Below are 17,721 nucleotides of genomic sequence, written 5' to 3'. Positions count from 1 at the left end.
CGACGACCGCGCCACGGCTCCGCCAGGACGCGAAGGACTGCTGTGACCCTTACTGCCACCCCCCTCCCCGCCCGGCCGCCGGTCGCCCCCGCGCCCCGGCCCCGGGTGTACGCCACCCGCCAGAACGACGTACAGATCACCGACTGGGCGCTGGCCGCGGGCGGCGGCGACCGGGAGGCCGCCGACCGCTTCGTCCGGGCGACCTACGAGGACGTCCGCCGGTTCGTCGCCTACCTCAGCGCCGACGTCCCCGGCGCCGACGACCTCGCCCAGGAGACCTACCTGCGGGCGATGAGCGGACTGGCCCGCTTCGCCGGACGCTCCTGCGCCCGCACCTGGCTGCTCTCCATCGCCCGGCGCGTCGTCATCGACCGCCACCGCACCGCCGCCGTACGCCCCCGGACCGCCGACACCGCCGACTGGCAGGGCGTGGCGGAACGGGCCCAGCCACGCCACCTCCCCGGCTTCGACGAGTCCGTCGCGGTCTTCGACGCCCTCGGCCACCTGGACCCGGCCCGCCGCCAGGCCTTCGTCCTCACCCAGGTGCTCGGGCTCTCCTACGAGGAGGCGGCGGACGCGGCGGGCTGCCCCGTCGGTACGGTGCGCTCCCGCGTGGCGCGCGCCCGCCGCGAGCTGGCCGGGCAGTGGCGTACGGAACCGGGGGAGCGGGCGGCGGTAGCCACCGCTTAGCCGGGTGGCGGCCGGGTTCAGCCACTGCTTGGCCGGGAGGCCGCCCGTTCAGCCACCACCTAGGCCGGTGGCCGTCTCCGCCCGGGGCTCCGACCGGCCCCGGGCGGTACGGCGGCCGCCATACAGCAGCAGCACCGGCAACAGCAGGCACTGGAGGCAGACCGCCACCCAGAACGCCCGGGCCGAACCGGCCGATTCCGCCGCCGCGTACAGCTGACCGCCCACCACCCCGCTGGCGAACGCCCCGATGCCCGCCGCCAGCCGCTGCCGCCCGAACACGGTGGCCGGGGGAGCGGAGCTACGGGCCAGCGCCTCCAGGTCGTTCTTCAGGAAGAGCACGATCTCGCCCAGGCAGAGCAGCGCCCCGCCCACCGCGATGCCCGCGTGCCCGCCCCCGGCGATGGCCGCCATCCCCGCCGCCATGGCCCCGAACCCCCACCGCAGCGCCGCCGGGTAGCTCAGGGCGGCGATCCACTCCGCCAGCAGCGGCTGGGCGACGACGAGGAGGGCCGCGTACCCCATCAGGACCACGCCGTAGAAGCCCGCCGACGTCCGGGGGACCGCGTAGAGCGCCAGGTAGTGCTGGAAGAACATGAACGCGTAGACGCTGACCACCGTGACCAGGAACGGCGAGAGACCGGACCGCCGTTCGTCGTTCCCGGGCTCCTGGGAGGCGACGGTCTCCGGCCGTCCCTCCTCGCGCGGCAGGAACGCGTGCCCCACCCCGACCAGCGCGAACAGCCCCGCCACGCACGTGAAAAGCACCCCGGGGGAGCCCATCACCAGCGGGGCGGCGGCAGGAGGCCCGAGCGCCATCCCCGCGTTGAACGCCGAACTGCTCGCCGACAGCAGCCGTGGCCTCTCCGCGTCCGGTGAACCGTTCACCAGATAGGCCTTGTTGGCCGGGAGGTAGAGCGCCGCACCCGCCGACACCAGCAACAGCGCGCCGATCGCCACGACGGGGCTGGTCAACCCCGTTACGAACGCGGCGAATCCGGCCGTCCGCAGCGCCAGCGCCAGCAGCATCGACCGCCGCAGCCCGATCCGCGCGGCGACCGGCCCCGCGACCACACCCCCGGCGAACTGGATCAGCGAGGCCACCGCCAGGACGAAGCCGACCGTGCCCAGCCCGAGACCGAGCCGCTGGTGCAGCAGGACCGACATGTACGGCAGCACGGCGAAGCTGCCCAGCGTGATCAGGAACGAGCCCGCCAGCAGGAACCCTTGTGGCGGGGTGAACCGCCTCTGCTTCGGAGCCCGTTCGGCGCTCACCCCGCCCTCACGGCGTGTCCGCGATCACCGGGCGCACCCGGACCGCCGCGCTCCACGCCCGGTGCTGGGCCAGCTCCGCCGTCGCCGCCTCGGCCAGCACCATGCCGGTGCACCCGCGCTGATCGCCCACGTGGGCCAGGTGCTCACCCGGTTCGCGTACGGGAAACCACTCCACGGACCCCGGAAAGGCGGCGAGTTCGCCCAGGCCGTGCCAGCCCTTCAGGACCCCGGGCCGGTCCGCGTAGACGAGGACGAAGCCGTACGCGGGCCCCTGCCCGTCGAGCGGGGTGTCCAGCAGCCGGGGGCGGCGGCCGAGCGCCTCGTCCATCATCGCCGTGTACACATTGGTGCCGAGCGTCCGGCAGAGCACCTCGCCGACCAGCGCACCGCCGATCCGCCGGTTGATCTCCACCAACTCCGGCCCCTCGGCGGTCAGGATGAACTCCACATGGGCGAACCCCCGCCGATGCCCGGCCGCGTCGAGCACCCGCCCCACCCACGCCTCGATCGCCTCCCGTTCCCCGTCCGGAAGCGCCACCGGGAAGGCCGCGACCTCCTCCCGTACCACCGCCGACCGGGACGTCTGGCGGCTCAGCACCCCCAGCAGCCGGGTGGTCCCCTCCCAGCTCAGGGTCTCCGCGCTGTAGAGCGGTCCGGCGAGGAACGCCTCCGCGAACAGCGGTCCCTTCAGCGGCTGTTGCTCCGCCTCCGTCAGCGCCCGCTGCAGCGCCTCCTCGTCGTGCACGATCCACACCCCTCGCGACGAGGTGCCCGCCGAGTCCTTCAGCACCGCGGGCAGCCCCACCGTACGCAGGACCGCCTCCGCCCCCTCCGGCCCGGGCGGCACGGCCACGGCGGTCGACCGGCTCAGCCCCCGCTCGTACAGCGCCTCCCGGACCCGGCGCTTGTCCCGCAGCAGCCGGACCGCCTCCGGGTCCGGGCCCGGGAGCCCCAGCTCGGCGGCGAGAGAGGCGGCCGGGACGCTCCAGGTGTCCGTGGTGTTGATGAGCCCGGCGAGGGCGGGGACGGCGGCCAGGGCCCGGCGGACCGCCTCCGCGTCGTCGGTGTCGACGTCCACCACGTCCAGGGCGTCGGTCGGCAGGGTGGCCAGCTCGTGCCGGTACACCGAGCGGTCGCCGGTGAGCAGGCACAGCCGGTGCCCGGTCTCCGCGGCGGCCTCGGCCATCCGGCCGAGCCCGAAGGACAGGGACTCCAGAGCGGCGATCGTCACGGCTGCATCTCCACGGTCGGTACGGGGGCGGGGGCGCCGCCCTGTTCGGGCAGGCGGGCGGCTTCGGGTGCGGCGCGCCGGCCCCACTCCATCACCGACCACGGCGGCCGCAGGGCGTCCAGCGACGCGATCGGGCGGGGCCGCAGTCCGGCCGGGTCCAGCGCCTCGGCGTGCCGGGTGAACACCCGCTCGGCGTAACGGTGTCCGGTGTCGGCACCCAGCACCAGGTGCAGCCGGCCCGGGTCGCGCGCCGCCTCCCAGGAGGCCGCCAGGTGCGCCGCCCCGGTGGAGAGCCCGGCGAACACCGCGTGCCGGCGCAGCAGCCCGACCGCACCGGCCATCGCATGGCGGAAGTCCAGCCAGTGCACCGTGTCGTACAGCTCGTGGTGGACGTTCCCGAAGGGGATGGAGCTGCCGATGCCCGCGATGATCGCCTCCGGGTCGCTGAACTGCTCGCTGGCGAAGGTGACGCTGCCGAACGGCTGGATGCCGACCAGCCGCACCGCCCGCCCCGACTCCCGTAGCGCACGAGCCAGTCCACCGGTCGACGCGCCCGTGCCGACCGCACCCACCACGGTCAGCGGGCCCTCGGGCAGGGAGGCGTCGAGGAGTTCGGCGAACTCCCGGTACCCCTCGTGGTGCACGGCGTCGTGGTACTGCCGCATCCAGTGGAAGTCCGGCCTCTCGGCGAGGAGTTGCCGCACATGGCGGACGCGCAGCTCCTGGTCCAGGCGCAGGCTCTGCGACGGCGGCATCTTGTCCACGGTCGCGCCGAGGATCTCCAACTGGGCGAGCATCGTGGCGTCGACGGTGGTGGACGCCACGATGTGGCAGCGCAGCCCGTAACGGTGACAGGCCATGGCGAGCGCCACCGCGTAGATGCCGCTGGAGCTGTCGACCAGCGTCTGACCGGGCACCACCCGGCCCCGCCGCAGCAGCGAACGGACCGCGCCGAGCGCCGCGTACACCTTCATGGTCTCGAACCGGGCGAGCACCACGTCACCGTCCAGCCGGATCAGGTCCGGGGTCTTCACGGCGTCGGTGATGTGCTCGTGGACGGTCGCGGTGGCGGCCGACTGCCGCGCCCCGGACCTCACTTGCGCCGCCCGCGGACGATGAGCCGGTCCGAGCGCTGGTCGTACCCCGAACCGTCGAAGCCGCCGAAGCACTCCACGTCGGTGAAGCCCGCCTCCTCGAAGAGGGCGTGCAGCTCGGCGGCGGAGTAGAGCCAGGAGTGGATGGAGGCGGTGCGGGCCGAACTCCCGCGCACCAGAGTCCAGTCGGTGCGCAGCCGCCGCCAACTGTCCAGGACGGTGTCGCGCTGCACGACGTACGCGCCGTCCGGCAGGTCCACCACCTTCGGCCGCCCGATCCAGCCCGCCAGCACCTCCTTGCCCATCACGTCCACGAGGAGCCGACCCCCCGGCGCGAGGCTCTCGTACGCGTTACGGAGCACCTGGAGGTTGTCCTCGGCGGCCTCGAAGTAGCCGAACGAGGTGAAGACGTTCAGCACGGCGTCGAAGGCGCCGGGCTCCGCGTACGTGAGCATGTCGGCCCGCTCCAGCCGGACCTCGGCCCCCGCCGCTTCGCACGTGTTCCGGGCCCGCTCCAGCATCGAGGGCGAGAGGTCGACGCCCGTCACCGCGTACCCGCGCGCCGCCAGCGGCACCACGAACAGGCCCGGTCCGCACGCCAGGTCCAGCACCCGTGAACCCGGTGGGAAGTCCAGCAGGGGCGAGGAGGCGACGAGGGCGGCGGCGGACTCGGCCCGGGCGGGCGGGAACATCGTCGAGGCGAAATCGGACCAGAGCGCGTCGTCCTCGTACCAGTGCATGCCTCTGCGCCTCCTCCCGGCCCTCGTGGGGCCGCCGTACCGCCGCAGCCGATCGCCGGGCTCGTCCTCCAGTAGTCGGCCGCCCGGCCCGGGAAGTTCCCGGCCGAGGGGTGTCCTACGATCACCGGGCGGGGGCGGGACGGACCGCCCGCGGAGGGAGCCGAGGACGATGACCTGGACCGAAGTGCCGGTGGACAACGAACCGGCGGCGGGAGCCGTCCTGCTGAGCGGCATCCCGGGCAGCGGCAAGTCCACGGTGGCCGCCGCGCTCGCCGCCCGGTTCGCCGCCTCGGCCCACATCGAGGTGGACGCCCTCCAGGAGCTCATCGTCGCGGGCGGGCGGTGGCCCTCCCCGGAGCGGGACGAGGAGGCGGACCGGCAGATCTTCCTGCGGGCCCGCAACGCCTGCCTGCTGGCGGACAGCTTCGTCAGCGCCGGGTTCCTCCCGGTCATCGACGACGTGGTCGTCCGCCGGGCCCACCTCGACTTCTACCGGCGGCAGGTCGCCGTCGGACCGCTGCACTGCGTCGTCCTCGCCCCGGGCGCCGCGAAGGCGGGGGAGCGTAACCTCGCCCGGGACAAGACGCTCACCACGGACTGGTCGTTCCTGGACACGGCGATGCGCGCCGAACTGACCGGCGAAGCCCTCTGGATCGACAACGCCGAGCTGACGGTCGAGGAGACGGTGGACGCGGTCCTGGCGGCGACCGGGCTCACGGACCGCTGAACCGGCGTTGTCAGACCCCCGCTCTACGGTGGTGACATCTATCCGCGCTGCTGGCTGCTGCGCTGCTGGATCGGCCCCGCCCGGCTGCTCCCGGGCGGGGCACCCATCGCCGCGTCAGCCCACGGACTCAGCCCGCGGACTCACCCGCGTGCGGGCTCAGCGCTCCGGTGGAGACGAGGATGAAGATGAGGATGCCGAGCGCCACCCGGTAGTAGACGAACGGCATGAAGCTCTTGGTCGTGATGAACTTCATGAACCACGCGATCACGGCATATCCGACGAAGAACGCCACGATGGTCGCGAAGATCGTCGGCCCCCACGACACATGGCCCTCGCCCACGTCCTTCAGCTCGTACGCGCCCGACGCGAGCACCGCGGGGATGGCCAGCAGGAACGAGTAGCGGGCGGCGGACTCACGGGTGTAGCCCATCAGCAGACCACCGCTGATGGTCGCGCCGGAGCGCGAGACGCCCGGGATCAGCGCCATCGCCTGGCAGAATCCGTAGATCAGGCCGTCCCGGATGCCCAGGTCCTTGAGTGTCTTGCGCTCCTTCACCGCGCGGTGCTTGCCGCCGTCCTCGTCGCGCGCGGCCAGCCGGTCGGCGATGCCGAGGACGATGCCCATGACGATCAGCGTCGTCGCGATCAGCCGCAGGTCACGGAAGGGTCCCTCGATCTGGTCCTTGAGCGTGATGCCCAGCACCCCGATCGGGATCGAGCCCACGATGACCAGCCAGCCCATCTGGGCGTCGTGGTCGGCGCGCATCTCCTTGTCCGTCAGCGAGCGGAACCAGGCCGAGACGATCCGGGCGATGTCCTTGCGGAAGTAGATCAGCACCGCCGCCTCCGTGCCGATCTGACTGATCGCCGTGAAGGCGGCCCCCGGGTCGTGCCAGCCGGCGAACGCGGCGGTCAGCCGCAGATGGGCGCTGGAGGAGATCGGCAGGAACTCGGTCAGTCCCTGAACGAGTCCCAGGACGAATGATTCGAACCAGCTCATGGGGCTTTGGCCATCCCGGAAATGATCGTGCATCGGCCAGGGACGACTGGGCCCGTCGGCTGAGTGCGGCGTACGGAGTGCGGACTACGAAGTGCGGACTACGAAGTGAGGGGTGCGGACTACGGGGTGCGGCCGCGGACATCGAGGTCGCGGGAAGCGTATCGCCTGTAAGTGAACGCCAGGATGACCCCAGCGGTCATCCACGTGCCGTCGTCCGCTCAGTCGTTCGGCGTGGCCCGGCCGAGCCGGTGGCGCTTGCGCCAGGCCACCAGCGCGCCGCCGAGACCGGACACCACGATGAACCCCATCGCCGCCAGGAACAGGGGCGAGGTCGGCGAGGCGGCCTCGCTGCCCGCTATGACGTACGCCGCCGTGTTCGGGATGGAGCCGAGTCCGGTGGCCAGGAGGAAGGGCGGGTAGCCCATGCGGGAGGTCGCCGCGCAGTAGTTGGCGGCGGCGAACGGGACGCCGGGGAAGAGGCGGAGCGCCAGCACCGAGCGGAAGCCGTGCCGGCTCAGCAGCCCGTCGGCGGCGGTGAGCACCTTGCCGCGCAGCAGCGTGCGCAGCGCGTCCTGGCCCAGCACCCGGCCCAGCAGGAACGAGACGCCCGCACCGAGCACCGTCCCCGCCAGAGCCGCCGCGAGCCCCAACTGCGCGCCGAAGAGCGCCCCCGCCGCGAGGTTGAGGAGCGGACGCGGAACGAACGCCACGGTCAGCGCCCCGTACGCGAGCCCGAACAGCATCGCCGCACCGCCGCCGGTGAGCTGCTCCGGCCAGCCCGACGCCAGCAGTCTCTGTGGCTCGAACAGCAGCATCGTGGATGCGGCGCCGAGCAGTACGGCGACGAGCAGCGAGAACCGGGACCACGGGGAGAGCAGCCCCTTCGATCGACGAAGGGCCGTGGCGCCGGCGGGCCGGGTGGTGCGGACAGGGTCGAACATTCGGGGAGAGTAACCGAAAACGGTGTCTGATCGCCGTAATGTGCGTCGCGTGGACCCCGCCGCAGCCCCCACCCCCGCCGTCCCGGACACCCCGCTCGCCGACACCGTCCTCGCCCGGCTGACCGAGCTGTACGCCCCGGCCGCCGACCCCGTACGGGCCGCGGGCGCCGCCGCGTACATGAGGCACATCGCCCCGTTCCTCGGGATTCCCACCCCGGAGCGCCGGGCCCTGTCGAAGGCCGTACTGGCGGGCACCGGGCGGCCGGACGAGCGGGACTGCACGGCGATCGCGCTGCGCTGCTGGGAGCTGCCCGAGCGCGAGTACCAGTACTTCGCCGTCGACTACCTCCGCCGGTACGTGACCTCCTGCTCCTCCGGATTCCTACCTGTCCTGCACCACCTCGTCACCACCACCCCCTGGTGGGACACGGTCGATCTGCTGGCCGCGCATGTCGCCGGGCCGCTGGTGGCCGCCGACCCGGCGCTCGCCCGCGCGATGGACCGGTGGATCGACGACGAGAACCTGTGGGTCGCCCGGACCGCCCTGCTGCACCAGCTCCGCTACAAGGGCGCCACCGACACCGACCGGCTCTTCGGCTACTGCCTGCGCCGCGCGGACCACCCGGACTTCTTCATCCGCAAGGCGATCGGCTGGGCGCTGCGGGAGTACGCGAAGACCGACGCCGTCGCCGTACGCGACTTCGTCGAGGGCGCCCGGGACCGGTTGTCACCGCTCTCGGTGCGCGAGGCGCTCAAGAACCTCTGAGGCGCGGGGAAGCCACGGGGAAGCCACGGGAACGTCACGGGAAAACCATTCGACGCGGCGGTCCCGCCCGGACATGATCAGGGCATGTTCCGGTACGCCTTCCTCGCAGCACGGCCCGCAGTCGCGGCCGCGCCGAAGGCTGCCGTGAACGACGCGGCCGCAGCCTTCAACGCAGCCCTCACCGCAGCCTTCGTCGCTGCCGCGGCGCCCATCGGCGGCGCCCGAAGCTGACCCTCCCCCGACAGTCCGGCGGACCCCGCAAGGGGAGGGTCGGCGGGGCCCTGGGGTCTTCATCTTTTCTCAGCTTCGAGTGCTTCAGAAGGAACGAGCCATGTCCAAGACGGCTTACGTGCGCACCAAGCCGCACCTCAACATCGGCACCATGGGCCACGTCGACCACGGCAAGACCACCCTGACCGCCGCCATCACCAAGGTCCTCAGCGAGCGCGGCGGCAGCTCCACCTCCTACGTGTCGTTCGACCGGATCGACCGGGCCCCCGAGGAGGCCCAGCGCGGCATCACCATCAACATCGCGCACGTCGAGTACGAGACCGACACCCGCCACTACGCGCACGTCGACATGCCGGGCCACGCCGACTACATCAAGAACATGGTCACGGGGGCGGCGCAGCTCGACGGGGCGATCCTCGTCGTCTCCGCGCTCGACGGGATCATGCCGCAGACCGCCGAGCACGTCCTGCTGGCCCGTCAGGTCGGCGTCGACCACATCGTCGTCGCCCTCAACAAGGCCGACGCGGGCGACCCCGAGCTGACCGACCTGGTCGAGCTGGAGGTCCGCGAGCTGCTCTCCGCGCACGGGTACGGCGGCGACACCGTCCCCGTGGTCCGGGTCTCCGGGCTCAAGGCGCTGGAGGGCGACCCGCGGTGGACGGCGGCGATCGAGGGGCTGCTGGACGCCGTCGACACGTACGTACCGATCCCGGTTCGCTACACCGACGCGCCGTTCCTGCTCTCCGTGGAGAACGTCCTGACCATCACCGGCCGGGGCACGGTCGTCACCGGCGCGGTCGAGCGCGGCACCGTCCGTGTCGGGGACCGGGTCGCGGTGCTGGGCGCGGACATCGAGACGGTCGTCACCGGTCTGGAGACCTTCGGCAAGCCGATGGAGTCCGCCGAGGCGGGGGACAACGTGGCGCTGCTGCTGCGCGGGGTGGAGCGCGACCGGGTCCGCCGCGGCCATGTCGTGGCCGCGCCCGGCAGCGTCACGCCCAGCCGCCGGTTCACCGCACAGGTGTACGTGCTGTCGACCAAGGAGGGCGGCCGGTCGACCCCGGTCACCACCGGCTACCGGCCGCAGTTCTACATCCGTACGGCGGACGTCGTCGGCGACGTCGACCTCGGGGATGCGGCGGTCGCGCGCCCCGGCGACACGGTCACCATGACCGTGGAGCTGGGCCGTGACGTCCCGCTGGAGTCCGGCCTCGGCTTCGCGATCCGCGAGGGCGGCCGCACGGTCGGCGCGGGCACGGTCACCGGCCTGCTCTGAGACCGCCTGCTGCCCGCCACCCCTCGGTTCGGGGGTGGCGGGCCGTGGCGGCGACAATGGAGGGGTGAACGAGCCGATACCCGTCATCCGCGACGTCGACCACGGCACCGCCCGCCTGCTGCCCGACGTGGACCGCGACCGGGCCTGGCTGCTCACGGTCGACGAGGCGCCCCAGTCCTACGTGGACCTGGACGACCCGACGTACCTGGAGTTCGAGTACGTACGGCGCCTCGCGCATGTCCTGGACTGCGCGGGGGCCGAGGACGCCCCGCTGGACGTCCTGCACCTCGGCGGCGGGGCGCTGACCCTGCCCCGGTACGTCGCCGCGACCCGCCCCGGCTCGCGGCAGGACGTCGTCGAGGCGGACCGGGAGCTGCTGCGGATGGTGCGGGAACACCTGCCGCTGCCCGACGGCAGCGGTATCACCGTGCACGCCGCCGACGCCCGGGCCCGGCTGGAGACGGCACCGCCCGGGTCCGCCGATGTGATCGTCGCGGACGTCTTCGGCGGCTCCCGGGTCCCGGCCCACCTCACGTCGGTGGAGTACGCGCGGTCCGCCGGGCGGGTGCTGCGGCCGGACGGGATCTACGCCGCCAACCTGGCGGACAGCGCGCCGTTCGCGTTCCTGCGGTCCCAACTCGCCACCTTCGCGGCGGCCTTCGCCGAGCTCGCGCTGATCGGCGAACCTGCGGTGCTGCGCGGGCGGCGGTTCGGCAACGTGGTGCTGCTCGCCTCGCACACCCCGATCGATACGGCGCCGCTCACCCGCCGCTGTGCCGCCGACGCCTTTCCGGCCCGGGTCACCGACGGGGCGGCGCTGGTCCGGCTCGTCGGCGGGGCCCGTCCGGTGGCGGACGCGGAGGCCGTCGCCTCGCCGGAGCCGCCGGACGGCGCCTTCAGCATCGGCTGAGCAGTACGGCGCCCTCCGGCCCGGGGGACAGCGTTCCCGGGCCGGAGGGCGGGCGGGCGTCAGCCGTGTGTGAGCCGCGCCAGGCGTATCGGCCGCATCAGCCGTAGGTCAGCCGGTCGGCTTGTCGGCGGTGAGGCGGACCGTGCTGAGGATCTGCTGGATGGTGGTGTCCGGCAGCTCGCCGTCGACGCCCTTGGGGCCGTAGAGGATCCAGGTCGAGAACTCGTCGTTGCCGTTCTTGAACGAGAAGGCGATCGACTTGCCGTCGGTGTCGCACTTCTCCTTCTTGGCCAGACCCGTCGCCGTGGCGGTCACGACGCTGCCGGAGAGACCCGACTTCGTGGTGAACGGCTTGGCCGGGGCGATCTTGACCTTGTCCTTCGAGTCGGTCTGGGCGTACGCCGCCCACACCCAGGTGCCCGCCTCGGCACGCGCCGCCTCGTCGGAGTTCTTCGCCCCGCGCGCGCCCTTCGTCCCGACGCCGGCCAGCTCGGTCTCCTCCTTGTTGCCGTCCTGGTCGGAGTCGTCCACGCACCACTTGCTCTTGTAGTAGGCGGGTGCCGAGAAACCGGCGACGGGCTTGCCCGTGGGCTCCTTGGCGTCCTCGAAGCCGGCGAACACGCCCGAGCTGGAGACCTCCCAGTCGCCGGGTACGTCGAACTGCGTGCCCCACTTCGGGTTGGTGACGACCTTCCAGCCCGGGATGAGGGGCTTGGGGTCGCTCTCGGAGCCGCGCGGGTTCTCCACCGGCGCGGAGCTCGTGTCCTCCGACGCGCTGGGCTTCGCGCTGGGGGAGGCGGACTTCTTGTCGTCGGCGACGGTGGAACCGCCCTCGTCGTCCTTGTCGTTCAGCACGATGACGCCGGTGACGACGGCGGCCACCACGACGGCGGTCGCCGCGACGATGGCGATGACGGTCGTCTTCTTCTTGTCACCGCCCGGCTTGGGCCCGCCGGGCGGGCCCGGCACCGCGTACTGCGGGACGGTCGGCTGCTGGTAGGGATTGGGCTGTCCGTAGCCCGGCTGCTGCCCGTATCCGGGCTGCTGTCCGTAACCCGGCTGGCCGTAGCCCGGCTGGCCCTGCTGCGGATATCCCGGTTGCTGATAGGGATTCGGCTGCTGGTACCCCGGCTGCTGGTACGGGTTCTGATTCGGGTCCTGCGGGTTCTGCTCGCCCCCGGGCGGCTGCTGTCCTGGCCACATGGCCAGTAACCATAGATGGGTGTCGTGTGCACTGCTACGGCCGCCCCTGTCCCAGTGCTGTCCCGGTGCCGTAACAGCGGGATGTCCGGACCGGGCGCAGGGGATGGTCAAACATCGCTACTCATGAGTAACCTTCGGTCCATGAGCGCTGAACAGATGACCGTCGGCGAGATGCTCGTCGCGACGGTTCCGATGGCCCGGACCCTCAACCTCGAATTCCTGGAGACGACCCCCGAGCGCGCCGTCGTCCGGCTGCCGGACCAGGCGGACTACCACAACCACGTCGGCGGACCGCACGCCGGCGCGATGTTCACGCTCGCCGAGTCCGCCAGCGGCGCCATCGTCATCGCCGCCTTCGGCGACCAGATGTCCCGGGCCGTACCGCTCGCCGTCAAGGCCGAGATCGGCTACAAGAAGCTCGCCATGGGCGAGGTCACCGCGACCGCCACCCTCGGCCGCCCGATCGCCGACGTCGTGGCCCAGCTCGACGCCGGGGAGCGCCCCGAGTTCCCGGTCGCCATCGAGATCCGGCGGGCGGACGGGGCGGTCACCGGCGAGATGACCGTCGTGTGGACCCTGCGCCCCAACAGCTGACGCCCGCGGGCGTACGTTCCCGGGGCCGCCGCCCCCTCCGGTCGGGGAGGGTGCGGCGGCTTCGGCATGTCCGGGGCGGGGCGGCGCAGGGGCCGCCGGGCGCGTCCGGCCGGGGCTCAGGCCTCGTGCGCCGCGCGGTGGGCCTTGGCCAGCTCCACGTAACCGGCCGCGTTGAACCGGATGCCCTCCAGCTCCTCCGCCGTCAGCGGCCGCTTCACCTTGGCGGGCACGCCCGCGACGAGCGACCCCGGCGGGACCTGCATCCCCTGCGGTACGAGCGCCTGCGCCGCGACCAGGGACCCGGCGCCGATGTGCGCGCCGTTGAGCACCGTGGCGCCCATGCCCACCAGGACGTCGTCCTCGATGACGCAGCCGTGCAGGACCGCGTTGTGGCCGACCGAGACGCGCGCGCCCACGGTCAGCGGGAAGCCCGGGTCGGTGTGCACGCTGCAGTTGTCCTGGATGTTGCTGTCCGGGCCGAGCGTGATAGGGCCGCAGTCGGCGCGCAGCACCGCCTGGTACCAGACGCTGGAGCCGGCGGCCAGCGTCACCTCCCCGATCACCACGGAGGTCGGGGCCACGAACGCGTCCGCGTCGACGTCCGGCTCCTTGCCGCCCATGCCCGTGATCAACGCCTGCTCCGCCATGGCCTGCTCCTCGGTGGTCCGGTGTGCTGATGCGCTTGGGCCTTCAGGCCGCCTCACACGGTAGGCGACGGCTCCCCGCGCGTGCCGGGGGGTGGGGTGAACATCACAGGTCACCCCACGGATCGCCGCCCCGCCGACGGCTACCGTGAGCCCGTGCCGAAGAACCGAAACACGTTCTCCTTCCTCGCCCGCCGACGCCGCCGCGCCGCCTCCTGGGTGGTCCACCGCGGCTGGGCGTGGGCGCGGGAGGCGGGTGCCGTCACCGCCGAGCACCCGGGCCGGCTGCGCTTCGGCGCGATCGGGGAGGGGACCCGGCTCGCCTTCCCCCAGGGCACCGTCTTCGGGGAGCCGTGGATCCAGCTCGGCGGGCACTGCGTCATCGGCGAGCAGGTGACCCTGACGGCCGGGATGATGCCGGACCTCGACCTGGGGCCCGAGCCGATCCTCACGCTGGGCGACGGGGTGGTGCTGGGGCGCGGCAGCCATGTCATCGCCGACACGACGGTGAGCATCGGCTCGGACACGTACTGCGGTCCGTACGTCTACATCACCTCGACGAACCACAGCTACGACGACCCGCACGAGCCCGTGGGCAAGCAGTGGCCCCGGATGGAGCCGGTGGCGATAGGCCCCGGCTGCTGGATCGGCACCGGGGCGGTGATCCTGCCCGGCGCCCGGCTCGGCCGCAATGTGGTGGTCGCCGCGGGCGCGGTCGTACGGGGCGAGGTCCCCGACCACGCGGTGGTCGCGGGAGCCCCGGCGCGTGTCGTACGGAGGTGGGACCCGGAGAAGGGCTGGCAGCCGCCCCTGCGCACGCCGGCCCCCGTGCCCATCCCCGAGGGCGTCACGCCCGAGCAGTTGCTCGCGCTGGCCGAACTGGAGGAGGCGCAGGAGCCGGAGCCGGAGCAGGAGCCGGACGCTGGTTGAGGGCTTCGCGCGGGGCTTCTCGCGGGGCCTGCCGCCGGGGCATGCCACTCCGCGAGATGCCCAACCGGCCGCCCGCCGAGCGCTGTTAGCGTGGCCCCATGCGCGCACCCATCGGCACCTTCGAGGACGCCTCCCCCGCCTCGGAACGGCTCGACCTCCTCCCCGCCCCCGTCGCAGCGGCTCTGGCCGCCGGGTGGGGCGACGTCACCGCCGACCGGCTCATCCACGTCGACACGGACCCGGCCGTGGCCGACACCGCGGTCTTCGTCCAGCACCACGGGGCCGACCTCCTCGACACCTCGGCCAACTGCGTCGTCGTGGCGGGCAAGCGCGGCGGGGAGACCACCCTCGCCGCCTGTGTGGTGCTCTCCCGCACCCGGGTCGATGTCAACGGCGCGGTGCGCAAGCGCCTCGGCGCCCGCAAGGCGTCCTTCGCGGCGATGGACACTGCGGTCGGTGAGACCGGCATGGAGTACGGCGGCATCACCCCGATCGGCCTGCCCGCCCCCTGGCCCCTGCTGCTGGACCCCGCCGTCGTGGACGAGGAGTGGGTCCTGATCGGCAGCGGCAGCCGCCGGGGGAAGCTCATCGTGCCGGGCAAGGCGCTCGCGGCCCTGCCGGGTGCGGTGATGGTGGAGGGCCTCGGGGTCTGACGTCACGCCCGTCAGAGAAAAGGCGGGTCGGCGCGGCGGGGTGACCGGTCGGCGCCCTTCAGTACGTTGATGACGCGCTCATGGGTGTCGCCCACCCGGTCCGTGACCCGTAACCGCACATGGACGGCGCGGACCTCCGCCATCGCCGCCGCGGTGAACCAGCTGATCAGCATCATTCCCTGGGCCGGAAGGGGCCTGCCGACCCCGATGAAGTTGAGCGCGAAGTCCGCCCGGTCGGCCGGGCCCCGCTGCTCGATCAGCCTTACGGCCTCGTCCCGGCGCAGCCAGCCCGCCTCGTCGTCCTCCGCTTCGGCATCTCCGGTGAGGACGACCCGGTAGCCGAGCTGTTCGACGACGGCCACGTCCTGGGCGGCGTTGAGGACGCTGCACACCCAGGCGAGCCGGTCGTCGGGGGCCATGCCCTCCTTCACCTGGCCGAAGTACCCGAGGGCCGGGCGAACCGCTCGCGCGTACTGCGCCCTGGCCAGCGAGGCGCCCAGACTGCCGACCGCCGCCGTGGTGGCGGACTGGATGTCCAGCAGCTGGAGCTTCCAGGGCCACGCGTCCGTGAGCGTGTCCGGAGCGTTCTCGCGCCACACGCTGTAGGCGAGCAACAGCAGAGAGAGATAGACGAGCCAGGTCAGCAGGCCGGACAGTACGCGGTTCCGCCGCACCACCCGCTGCGATGTGTTCACGCTTCGGACCCCCCGTCGGCCGCCGTGCGAGCAGCGACACTCTAGGGACTCCGCAGGCCGCGCGATAGAGCGCGTGTTCGAGTGCTCAGCTGCCGGGCCGCCGGTGCTCCGTGAGCCACCCGGTGGCGAAGTCGACGGCCGCCCGCAGCCGGAGCAGCCTGCACGGCGCGGACCCGAGCAGACCCGTCCGTACGTCACCGGGCCCGGCGGCCTCCTCGAACGCCGCGCCCAGGACTCCGAAGTCGCCGTCGTCCAGGGCGACATCCTCGTACGCCCACCACTGCCCCACGCCCCGCAGGGTCACCACACAGCGGTAGGTGCGCAGCGGAGGGCCCGGTCTGCGGTACTCGCCCAGGTGGAAGGCGGTGCAACTGGCGTAGCCGGTGCCGAGCAGGAGGATCCTGGCGTCGGCCTCGTACAGCCGGGCGAGCGGGGAGTCCTCGCCGAGGTGGCAGTCCGGCCGGTGCCCGGCGAGCAGCTTTCCGGCGGCCGGGCCGATCGCGGCGAAGGAGGTCTGCGGATGGCCGCTGCGCTCGGCCCCCGCCGCCGTCCGTACGGTCTCTGCCAGGGCGCCCATCGAAGGGGCGGGGGTGGTCGCCGGATCGAACGGCGCCATCGACGCGCGGACGGCCTCGCGCGCCTCGGCGTCAAGGCCGCGGATCCGGGCGCGGTAGTGGGGCGAGGTGTCCGAGTTCTCGGGGGTGAACGAGGGGACCACGAGGGTCCCGTCCCGTCCCGCTGCCCGCCGCAGGGCCGTCAGGAGAGTGGTGGGCCCGCCGGTGACGGTACCCACCGCCCTCAGGGAGGCGTGCACCAGCAGCACATCGCCGCGGCGCACGCCCAGCGCGGAGAGCGCGACGGTCAGCCGGTCGCCGTCGATGAGGCCGGTGTCGCGAGGATCGCCCATGGCCGGGATCCCTCCCCAGGGCGGGCGGCCCGCACACCCTCACCCCAGCTGCGGAATCTCGATCGCCGGGCACCGGTCCATCACCATGTCCAGCCCCGCCGCCCGCGTCCGCTCGTAGGCGGCCGGGTCCACGACACCGAGCTGGAACCACACCGCCTTCGCCCCCGCCGCCACCGCCTCGTCCGCGACCCCGCCCGCCAGCTCGCTGTTGACGAACACGTCCACCACGTCCACCGGGAACGGGATCTCCGCCAGCGAGGCGTACCCCTGCTCCCCGTGCACCGTCTCGGCCTTCGGGTGCACCGGCACCACCCGCTTGCCGAAGCGCTGGAGGACCTGCGCCACGCCGTAGGCGGCCCGGGAGCGGTTGGCGGAGAGGCCCACCACCGCCCAGGTGTCGCCCGTGTCCTGAAGGATCCGCCGGATCGTCTCTGTCTCGTTGTCCATGCCGGGACAACCGCAGCTCCCGGCCTCGTCATTCCCGCCGCAACCGGTCGGCGGAGCGGCGCATAGGGTGGACGGATGCAGGAGCAGTACCGGACCGTCGCCCGCGCGGGTGTGCACGAGAGCGAGATCAACCGATCGCGTTTCCTCTGCTCCCTCGCCCCCGCCGCCACCGAACAGGAGGCGCAGGACTTCGTCGCCCACGTCCGCAAGGAGCACCCGGCCGCCACCCACAACTGCTTCGCGTACGTGATCGGCGCCGACGCCTCCGCACAGAAGGCCAGTGACGACGGCGAGCCCGGCGGCACCGCCGGCGTCCCGATGCTCCAGATGCTGATGCGCCGCGAGGTGCGGTACGTCGCGGCGGTCGTCACCCGCTACTACGGCGGGGTCAAGCTGGGGGCCGGCGGGCTGATCCGTGCGTACGGGGGAGTGGTCGGCGAGGCCCTCGACGCACTCGGCACCATCACCCGGCAGCGCTTCCGGCTGGCGACCGTCCGCGTCGACCACCAGCGGGCGGGCAAGCTGGAGAACGACCTGCGGGCCACCGGCCGGGACGTGCGGGAGGTGCGGTACGCGGAGGCCGTGACCATCGAGGTCGGGCTGCCGGACGCCGATGTGGCCGCGTTCACCGCCTGGCTGGCCGACGCGACCGCGGGTTCGGCCACGCTGGAGCTGGGCGGCGAGGCGTACGGGGACGTGTGAGCGGTTCCGATCGGATGAGGGGCTCGCGACAGGGCGTGAAGGCCATGGCAGGGGCGTGAAGGCAATGC

The 17,721-nt window shown here is 72.9% G+C and carries 21 protein-coding genes; 10 read left to right on the top strand and 11 right to left on the bottom strand.

What is annotated here, in order from left to right:
- The first annotated feature begins 42 nt into the window (after positions 1–42).
- Positions 43–690, top strand: a complete 648-nt coding sequence (locus ACFWRT_RS24790; protein WP_380952441.1) for a sigma-70 family RNA polymerase sigma factor — start codon at positions 43–45, stop codon at positions 688–690.
- Between the two features lie 48 nt (positions 691–738).
- Here ACFWRT_RS24790 and ACFWRT_RS24785 read toward each other — a convergent pair whose 3' ends face one another.
- The 4 genes from ACFWRT_RS24785 to ACFWRT_RS24770 are packed head-to-tail and all read right to left on the bottom strand — an operon-like array spanning position 739 to position 5,027.
- Positions 739–1,962: an MFS transporter gene (locus ACFWRT_RS24785; protein WP_380952443.1), complete on the bottom strand. Its 1,224-nt coding sequence runs from the start codon at positions 1,960–1,962 to the stop codon at positions 739–741.
- A 7-nt stretch (positions 1,963–1,969) separates the two neighbouring features.
- Positions 1,970–3,193 carry an ATP-grasp domain-containing protein gene (locus tag ACFWRT_RS24780; RefSeq protein WP_380952444.1) on the bottom strand — a complete coding sequence of 408 codons (1,224 nt, stop codon included), beginning with the start codon at positions 3,191–3,193 and terminating at the stop codon, positions 1,970–1,972.
- Positions 3,190–4,290, bottom strand: coding sequence for a pyridoxal-phosphate dependent enzyme (locus ACFWRT_RS24775; RefSeq protein WP_356075027.1), 1,101 nt, complete (start codon positions 4,288–4,290; stop codon positions 3,190–3,192). Before ACFWRT_RS24775 ends, ACFWRT_RS24780 begins: the two co-directional genes overlap by 4 nt.
- The gene (locus ACFWRT_RS24770) at positions 4,287–5,027 is read right to left on the bottom strand and encodes a class I SAM-dependent methyltransferase (RefSeq protein WP_380952445.1); all 741 of its coding nucleotides are present in this window, start codon (positions 5,025–5,027) and stop codon (positions 4,287–4,289) included. The genes ACFWRT_RS24775 and ACFWRT_RS24770 overlap by 4 nt, the downstream gene beginning before the upstream one ends.
- Before the next feature lie 169 nt (positions 5,028–5,196).
- Between ACFWRT_RS24770 and ACFWRT_RS24765 the strand changes: the two genes are divergently transcribed.
- On the top strand, positions 5,197–5,754 hold the full coding sequence (locus tag ACFWRT_RS24765) for an AAA family ATPase (RefSeq protein WP_380952446.1): 558 nt from the start codon (positions 5,197–5,199) through the stop codon (positions 5,752–5,754).
- 127 nt (positions 5,755–5,881) lie between these two features.
- On the opposite strand, the gene ACFWRT_RS24760 is transcribed toward ACFWRT_RS24765, so the two are convergent.
- Both ACFWRT_RS24760 and ACFWRT_RS24755 read right to left on the bottom strand, forming a co-directional pair.
- A complete protein-coding gene (locus ACFWRT_RS24760; RefSeq protein WP_128846655.1) occupies positions 5,882–6,754 on the bottom strand; it encodes an undecaprenyl-diphosphate phosphatase in 873 nt (290 codons plus the stop codon).
- 218 nt (positions 6,755–6,972) lie between these two features.
- Complete coding sequence (locus tag ACFWRT_RS24755; RefSeq protein ID WP_380952447.1) at positions 6,973–7,695, bottom strand: TVP38/TMEM64 family protein; 723 nt, start codon at positions 7,693–7,695, stop codon at positions 6,973–6,975.
- Between the two features lie 49 nt (positions 7,696–7,744).
- Between ACFWRT_RS24755 and ACFWRT_RS24750 the strand changes: the two genes are divergently transcribed.
- From ACFWRT_RS24750 to ACFWRT_RS24735, 4 genes are all read left to right on the top strand, one after another.
- Positions 7,745–8,461: a DNA alkylation repair protein gene (locus ACFWRT_RS24750; protein WP_380952448.1), complete on the top strand. Its 717-nt coding sequence runs from the start codon at positions 7,745–7,747 to the stop codon at positions 8,459–8,461.
- Positions 8,462–8,545: 84 nt separating this feature from the next.
- Positions 8,546–8,692: a hypothetical protein gene (locus ACFWRT_RS24745; protein WP_380952449.1), complete on the top strand. Its 147-nt coding sequence runs from the start codon at positions 8,546–8,548 to the stop codon at positions 8,690–8,692.
- Between the two features lie 100 nt (positions 8,693–8,792).
- Positions 8,793–9,968, top strand: a complete 1,176-nt coding sequence (gene tuf, locus ACFWRT_RS24740; protein ID WP_380952450.1) for an elongation factor Tu — start codon at positions 8,793–8,795, stop codon at positions 9,966–9,968.
- 64 nt (positions 9,969–10,032) lie between these two features.
- Positions 10,033–10,878: a spermidine synthase gene (locus ACFWRT_RS24735; protein ID WP_380952451.1), complete on the top strand. Its 846-nt coding sequence runs from the start codon at positions 10,033–10,035 to the stop codon at positions 10,876–10,878.
- 108 nt (positions 10,879–10,986) lie between these two features.
- On the opposite strand, the gene ACFWRT_RS24730 is transcribed toward ACFWRT_RS24735, so the two are convergent.
- Entirely contained in the window at positions 10,987–12,081 is a 1,095-nt protein-coding gene (locus ACFWRT_RS24730; RefSeq protein WP_380952452.1) for a hypothetical protein, read from the bottom strand.
- 156 nt (positions 12,082–12,237) lie between these two features.
- On the opposite strand from ACFWRT_RS24730, the gene ACFWRT_RS24725 reads away from it, so the two are divergent.
- Complete coding sequence (locus ACFWRT_RS24725; RefSeq protein ID WP_018492611.1) at positions 12,238–12,675, top strand: DUF4442 domain-containing protein; 438 nt, start codon at positions 12,238–12,240, stop codon at positions 12,673–12,675.
- Positions 12,676–12,791: 116 nt separating this feature from the next.
- Here ACFWRT_RS24725 and ACFWRT_RS24720 read toward each other — a convergent pair whose 3' ends face one another.
- Positions 12,792–13,322 (bottom strand): gamma carbonic anhydrase family protein, encoded by a 531-nt coding sequence (locus ACFWRT_RS24720; RefSeq protein ID WP_380952453.1) that lies wholly within the window; start codon positions 13,320–13,322, stop codon positions 12,792–12,794.
- A 153-nt stretch (positions 13,323–13,475) separates the two neighbouring features.
- Here ACFWRT_RS24720 and ACFWRT_RS24715 point away from each other — a divergent pair, with 153 nt between their 5' ends.
- Positions 13,476–14,249, top strand: a complete 774-nt coding sequence (locus ACFWRT_RS24715; RefSeq protein ID WP_380952454.1) for an acyltransferase — start codon at positions 13,476–13,478, stop codon at positions 14,247–14,249.
- Positions 14,250–14,347: 98 nt separating this feature from the next.
- A complete protein-coding gene (locus ACFWRT_RS24710) occupies positions 14,348–14,902 on the top strand; it encodes a YbaK/EbsC family protein (RefSeq protein WP_380952455.1) in 555 nt (184 codons plus the stop codon).
- A gap of 11 nt (positions 14,903–14,913) precedes the next feature.
- Here ACFWRT_RS24710 and ACFWRT_RS24705 read toward each other — a convergent pair whose 3' ends face one another.
- From ACFWRT_RS24705 to ACFWRT_RS24695, 3 genes are all read right to left on the bottom strand, one after another.
- A complete protein-coding gene (locus ACFWRT_RS24705) occupies positions 14,914–15,597 on the bottom strand; it encodes a hypothetical protein (protein WP_380952456.1) in 684 nt (227 codons plus the stop codon).
- A gap of 85 nt (positions 15,598–15,682) precedes the next feature.
- Positions 15,683–16,504 (bottom strand): AAC(3) family N-acetyltransferase, encoded by an 822-nt coding sequence (locus ACFWRT_RS24700; protein WP_380952457.1) that lies wholly within the window; start codon positions 16,502–16,504, stop codon positions 15,683–15,685.
- A 39-nt stretch (positions 16,505–16,543) separates the two neighbouring features.
- Positions 16,544–16,951 carry a CoA-binding protein gene (locus ACFWRT_RS24695; protein ID WP_380952458.1) on the bottom strand — a complete coding sequence of 136 codons (408 nt, stop codon included), beginning with the start codon at positions 16,949–16,951 and terminating at the stop codon, positions 16,544–16,546.
- A gap of 75 nt (positions 16,952–17,026) precedes the next feature.
- Here ACFWRT_RS24695 and ACFWRT_RS24690 point away from each other — a divergent pair, with 75 nt between their 5' ends.
- Positions 17,027–17,653, top strand: coding sequence for a YigZ family protein (locus ACFWRT_RS24690; protein ID WP_380952460.1), 627 nt, complete (start codon positions 17,027–17,029; stop codon positions 17,651–17,653).
- Positions 17,654–17,721 lie beyond the last annotated feature (68 nt).

The sequence above is a fragment of the Streptomyces cyaneofuscatus genome (genome assembly GCF_042718795.1).
Taxonomy (GTDB): Bacteria; Actinomycetota; Actinomycetes; order Streptomycetales; family Streptomycetaceae; genus Streptomyces; species Streptomyces cyaneofuscatus_A.
Note: the sequence above shows the minus strand (reverse complement) of the source record. Positions and strands in the feature narration are given on the sequence as shown.

Excerpts from the sequence above, each read along its gene's own strand:
- ACFWRT_RS24690 (WP_380952460.1), top strand. The coding sequence starts at position 17,027 with ATGCAGGAGCAGTACCGGACCGTCGCCCGCGCGGGTGTGCACGAGAGC.
- ACFWRT_RS24700 (WP_380952457.1), bottom strand. The coding sequence starts at position 16,504 with ATGGGCGATCCTCGCGACACCGGCCTCATCGACGGCGACCGGCTGACC.
- ACFWRT_RS24745 (WP_380952449.1), top strand. The coding sequence starts at position 8,546 with ATGTTCCGGTACGCCTTCCTCGCAGCACGGCCCGCAGTCGCGGCCGCG.
- ACFWRT_RS24755 (WP_380952447.1), bottom strand. The coding sequence starts at position 7,695 with ATGTTCGACCCTGTCCGCACCACCCGGCCCGCCGGCGCCACGGCCCTT.
- ACFWRT_RS24730 (WP_380952452.1), bottom strand. The coding sequence starts at position 12,081 with ATGTGGCCAGGACAGCAGCCGCCCGGGGGCGAGCAGAACCCGCAGGAC.
- ACFWRT_RS24770 (WP_380952445.1), bottom strand. The coding sequence starts at position 5,027 with ATGCACTGGTACGAGGACGACGCGCTCTGGTCCGATTTCGCCTCGACG.
- ACFWRT_RS24725 (WP_018492611.1), top strand. The coding sequence starts at position 12,238 with ATGACCGTCGGCGAGATGCTCGTCGCGACGGTTCCGATGGCCCGGACC.
- tuf (WP_380952450.1), top strand. The coding sequence starts at position 8,793 with ATGTCCAAGACGGCTTACGTGCGCACCAAGCCGCACCTCAACATCGGC.
- ACFWRT_RS24720 (WP_380952453.1), bottom strand. The coding sequence starts at position 13,322 with ATGGCGGAGCAGGCGTTGATCACGGGCATGGGCGGCAAGGAGCCGGAC.
- ACFWRT_RS24695 (WP_380952458.1), bottom strand. The coding sequence starts at position 16,951 with ATGGACAACGAGACAGAGACGATCCGGCGGATCCTTCAGGACACGGGC.
- ACFWRT_RS24760 (WP_128846655.1), bottom strand. The coding sequence starts at position 6,754 with ATGAGCTGGTTCGAATCATTCGTCCTGGGACTCGTTCAGGGACTGACC.
- ACFWRT_RS24710 (WP_380952455.1), top strand. The coding sequence starts at position 14,348 with ATGCGCGCACCCATCGGCACCTTCGAGGACGCCTCCCCCGCCTCGGAA.
- ACFWRT_RS24765 (WP_380952446.1), top strand. The coding sequence starts at position 5,197 with ATGACCTGGACCGAAGTGCCGGTGGACAACGAACCGGCGGCGGGAGCC.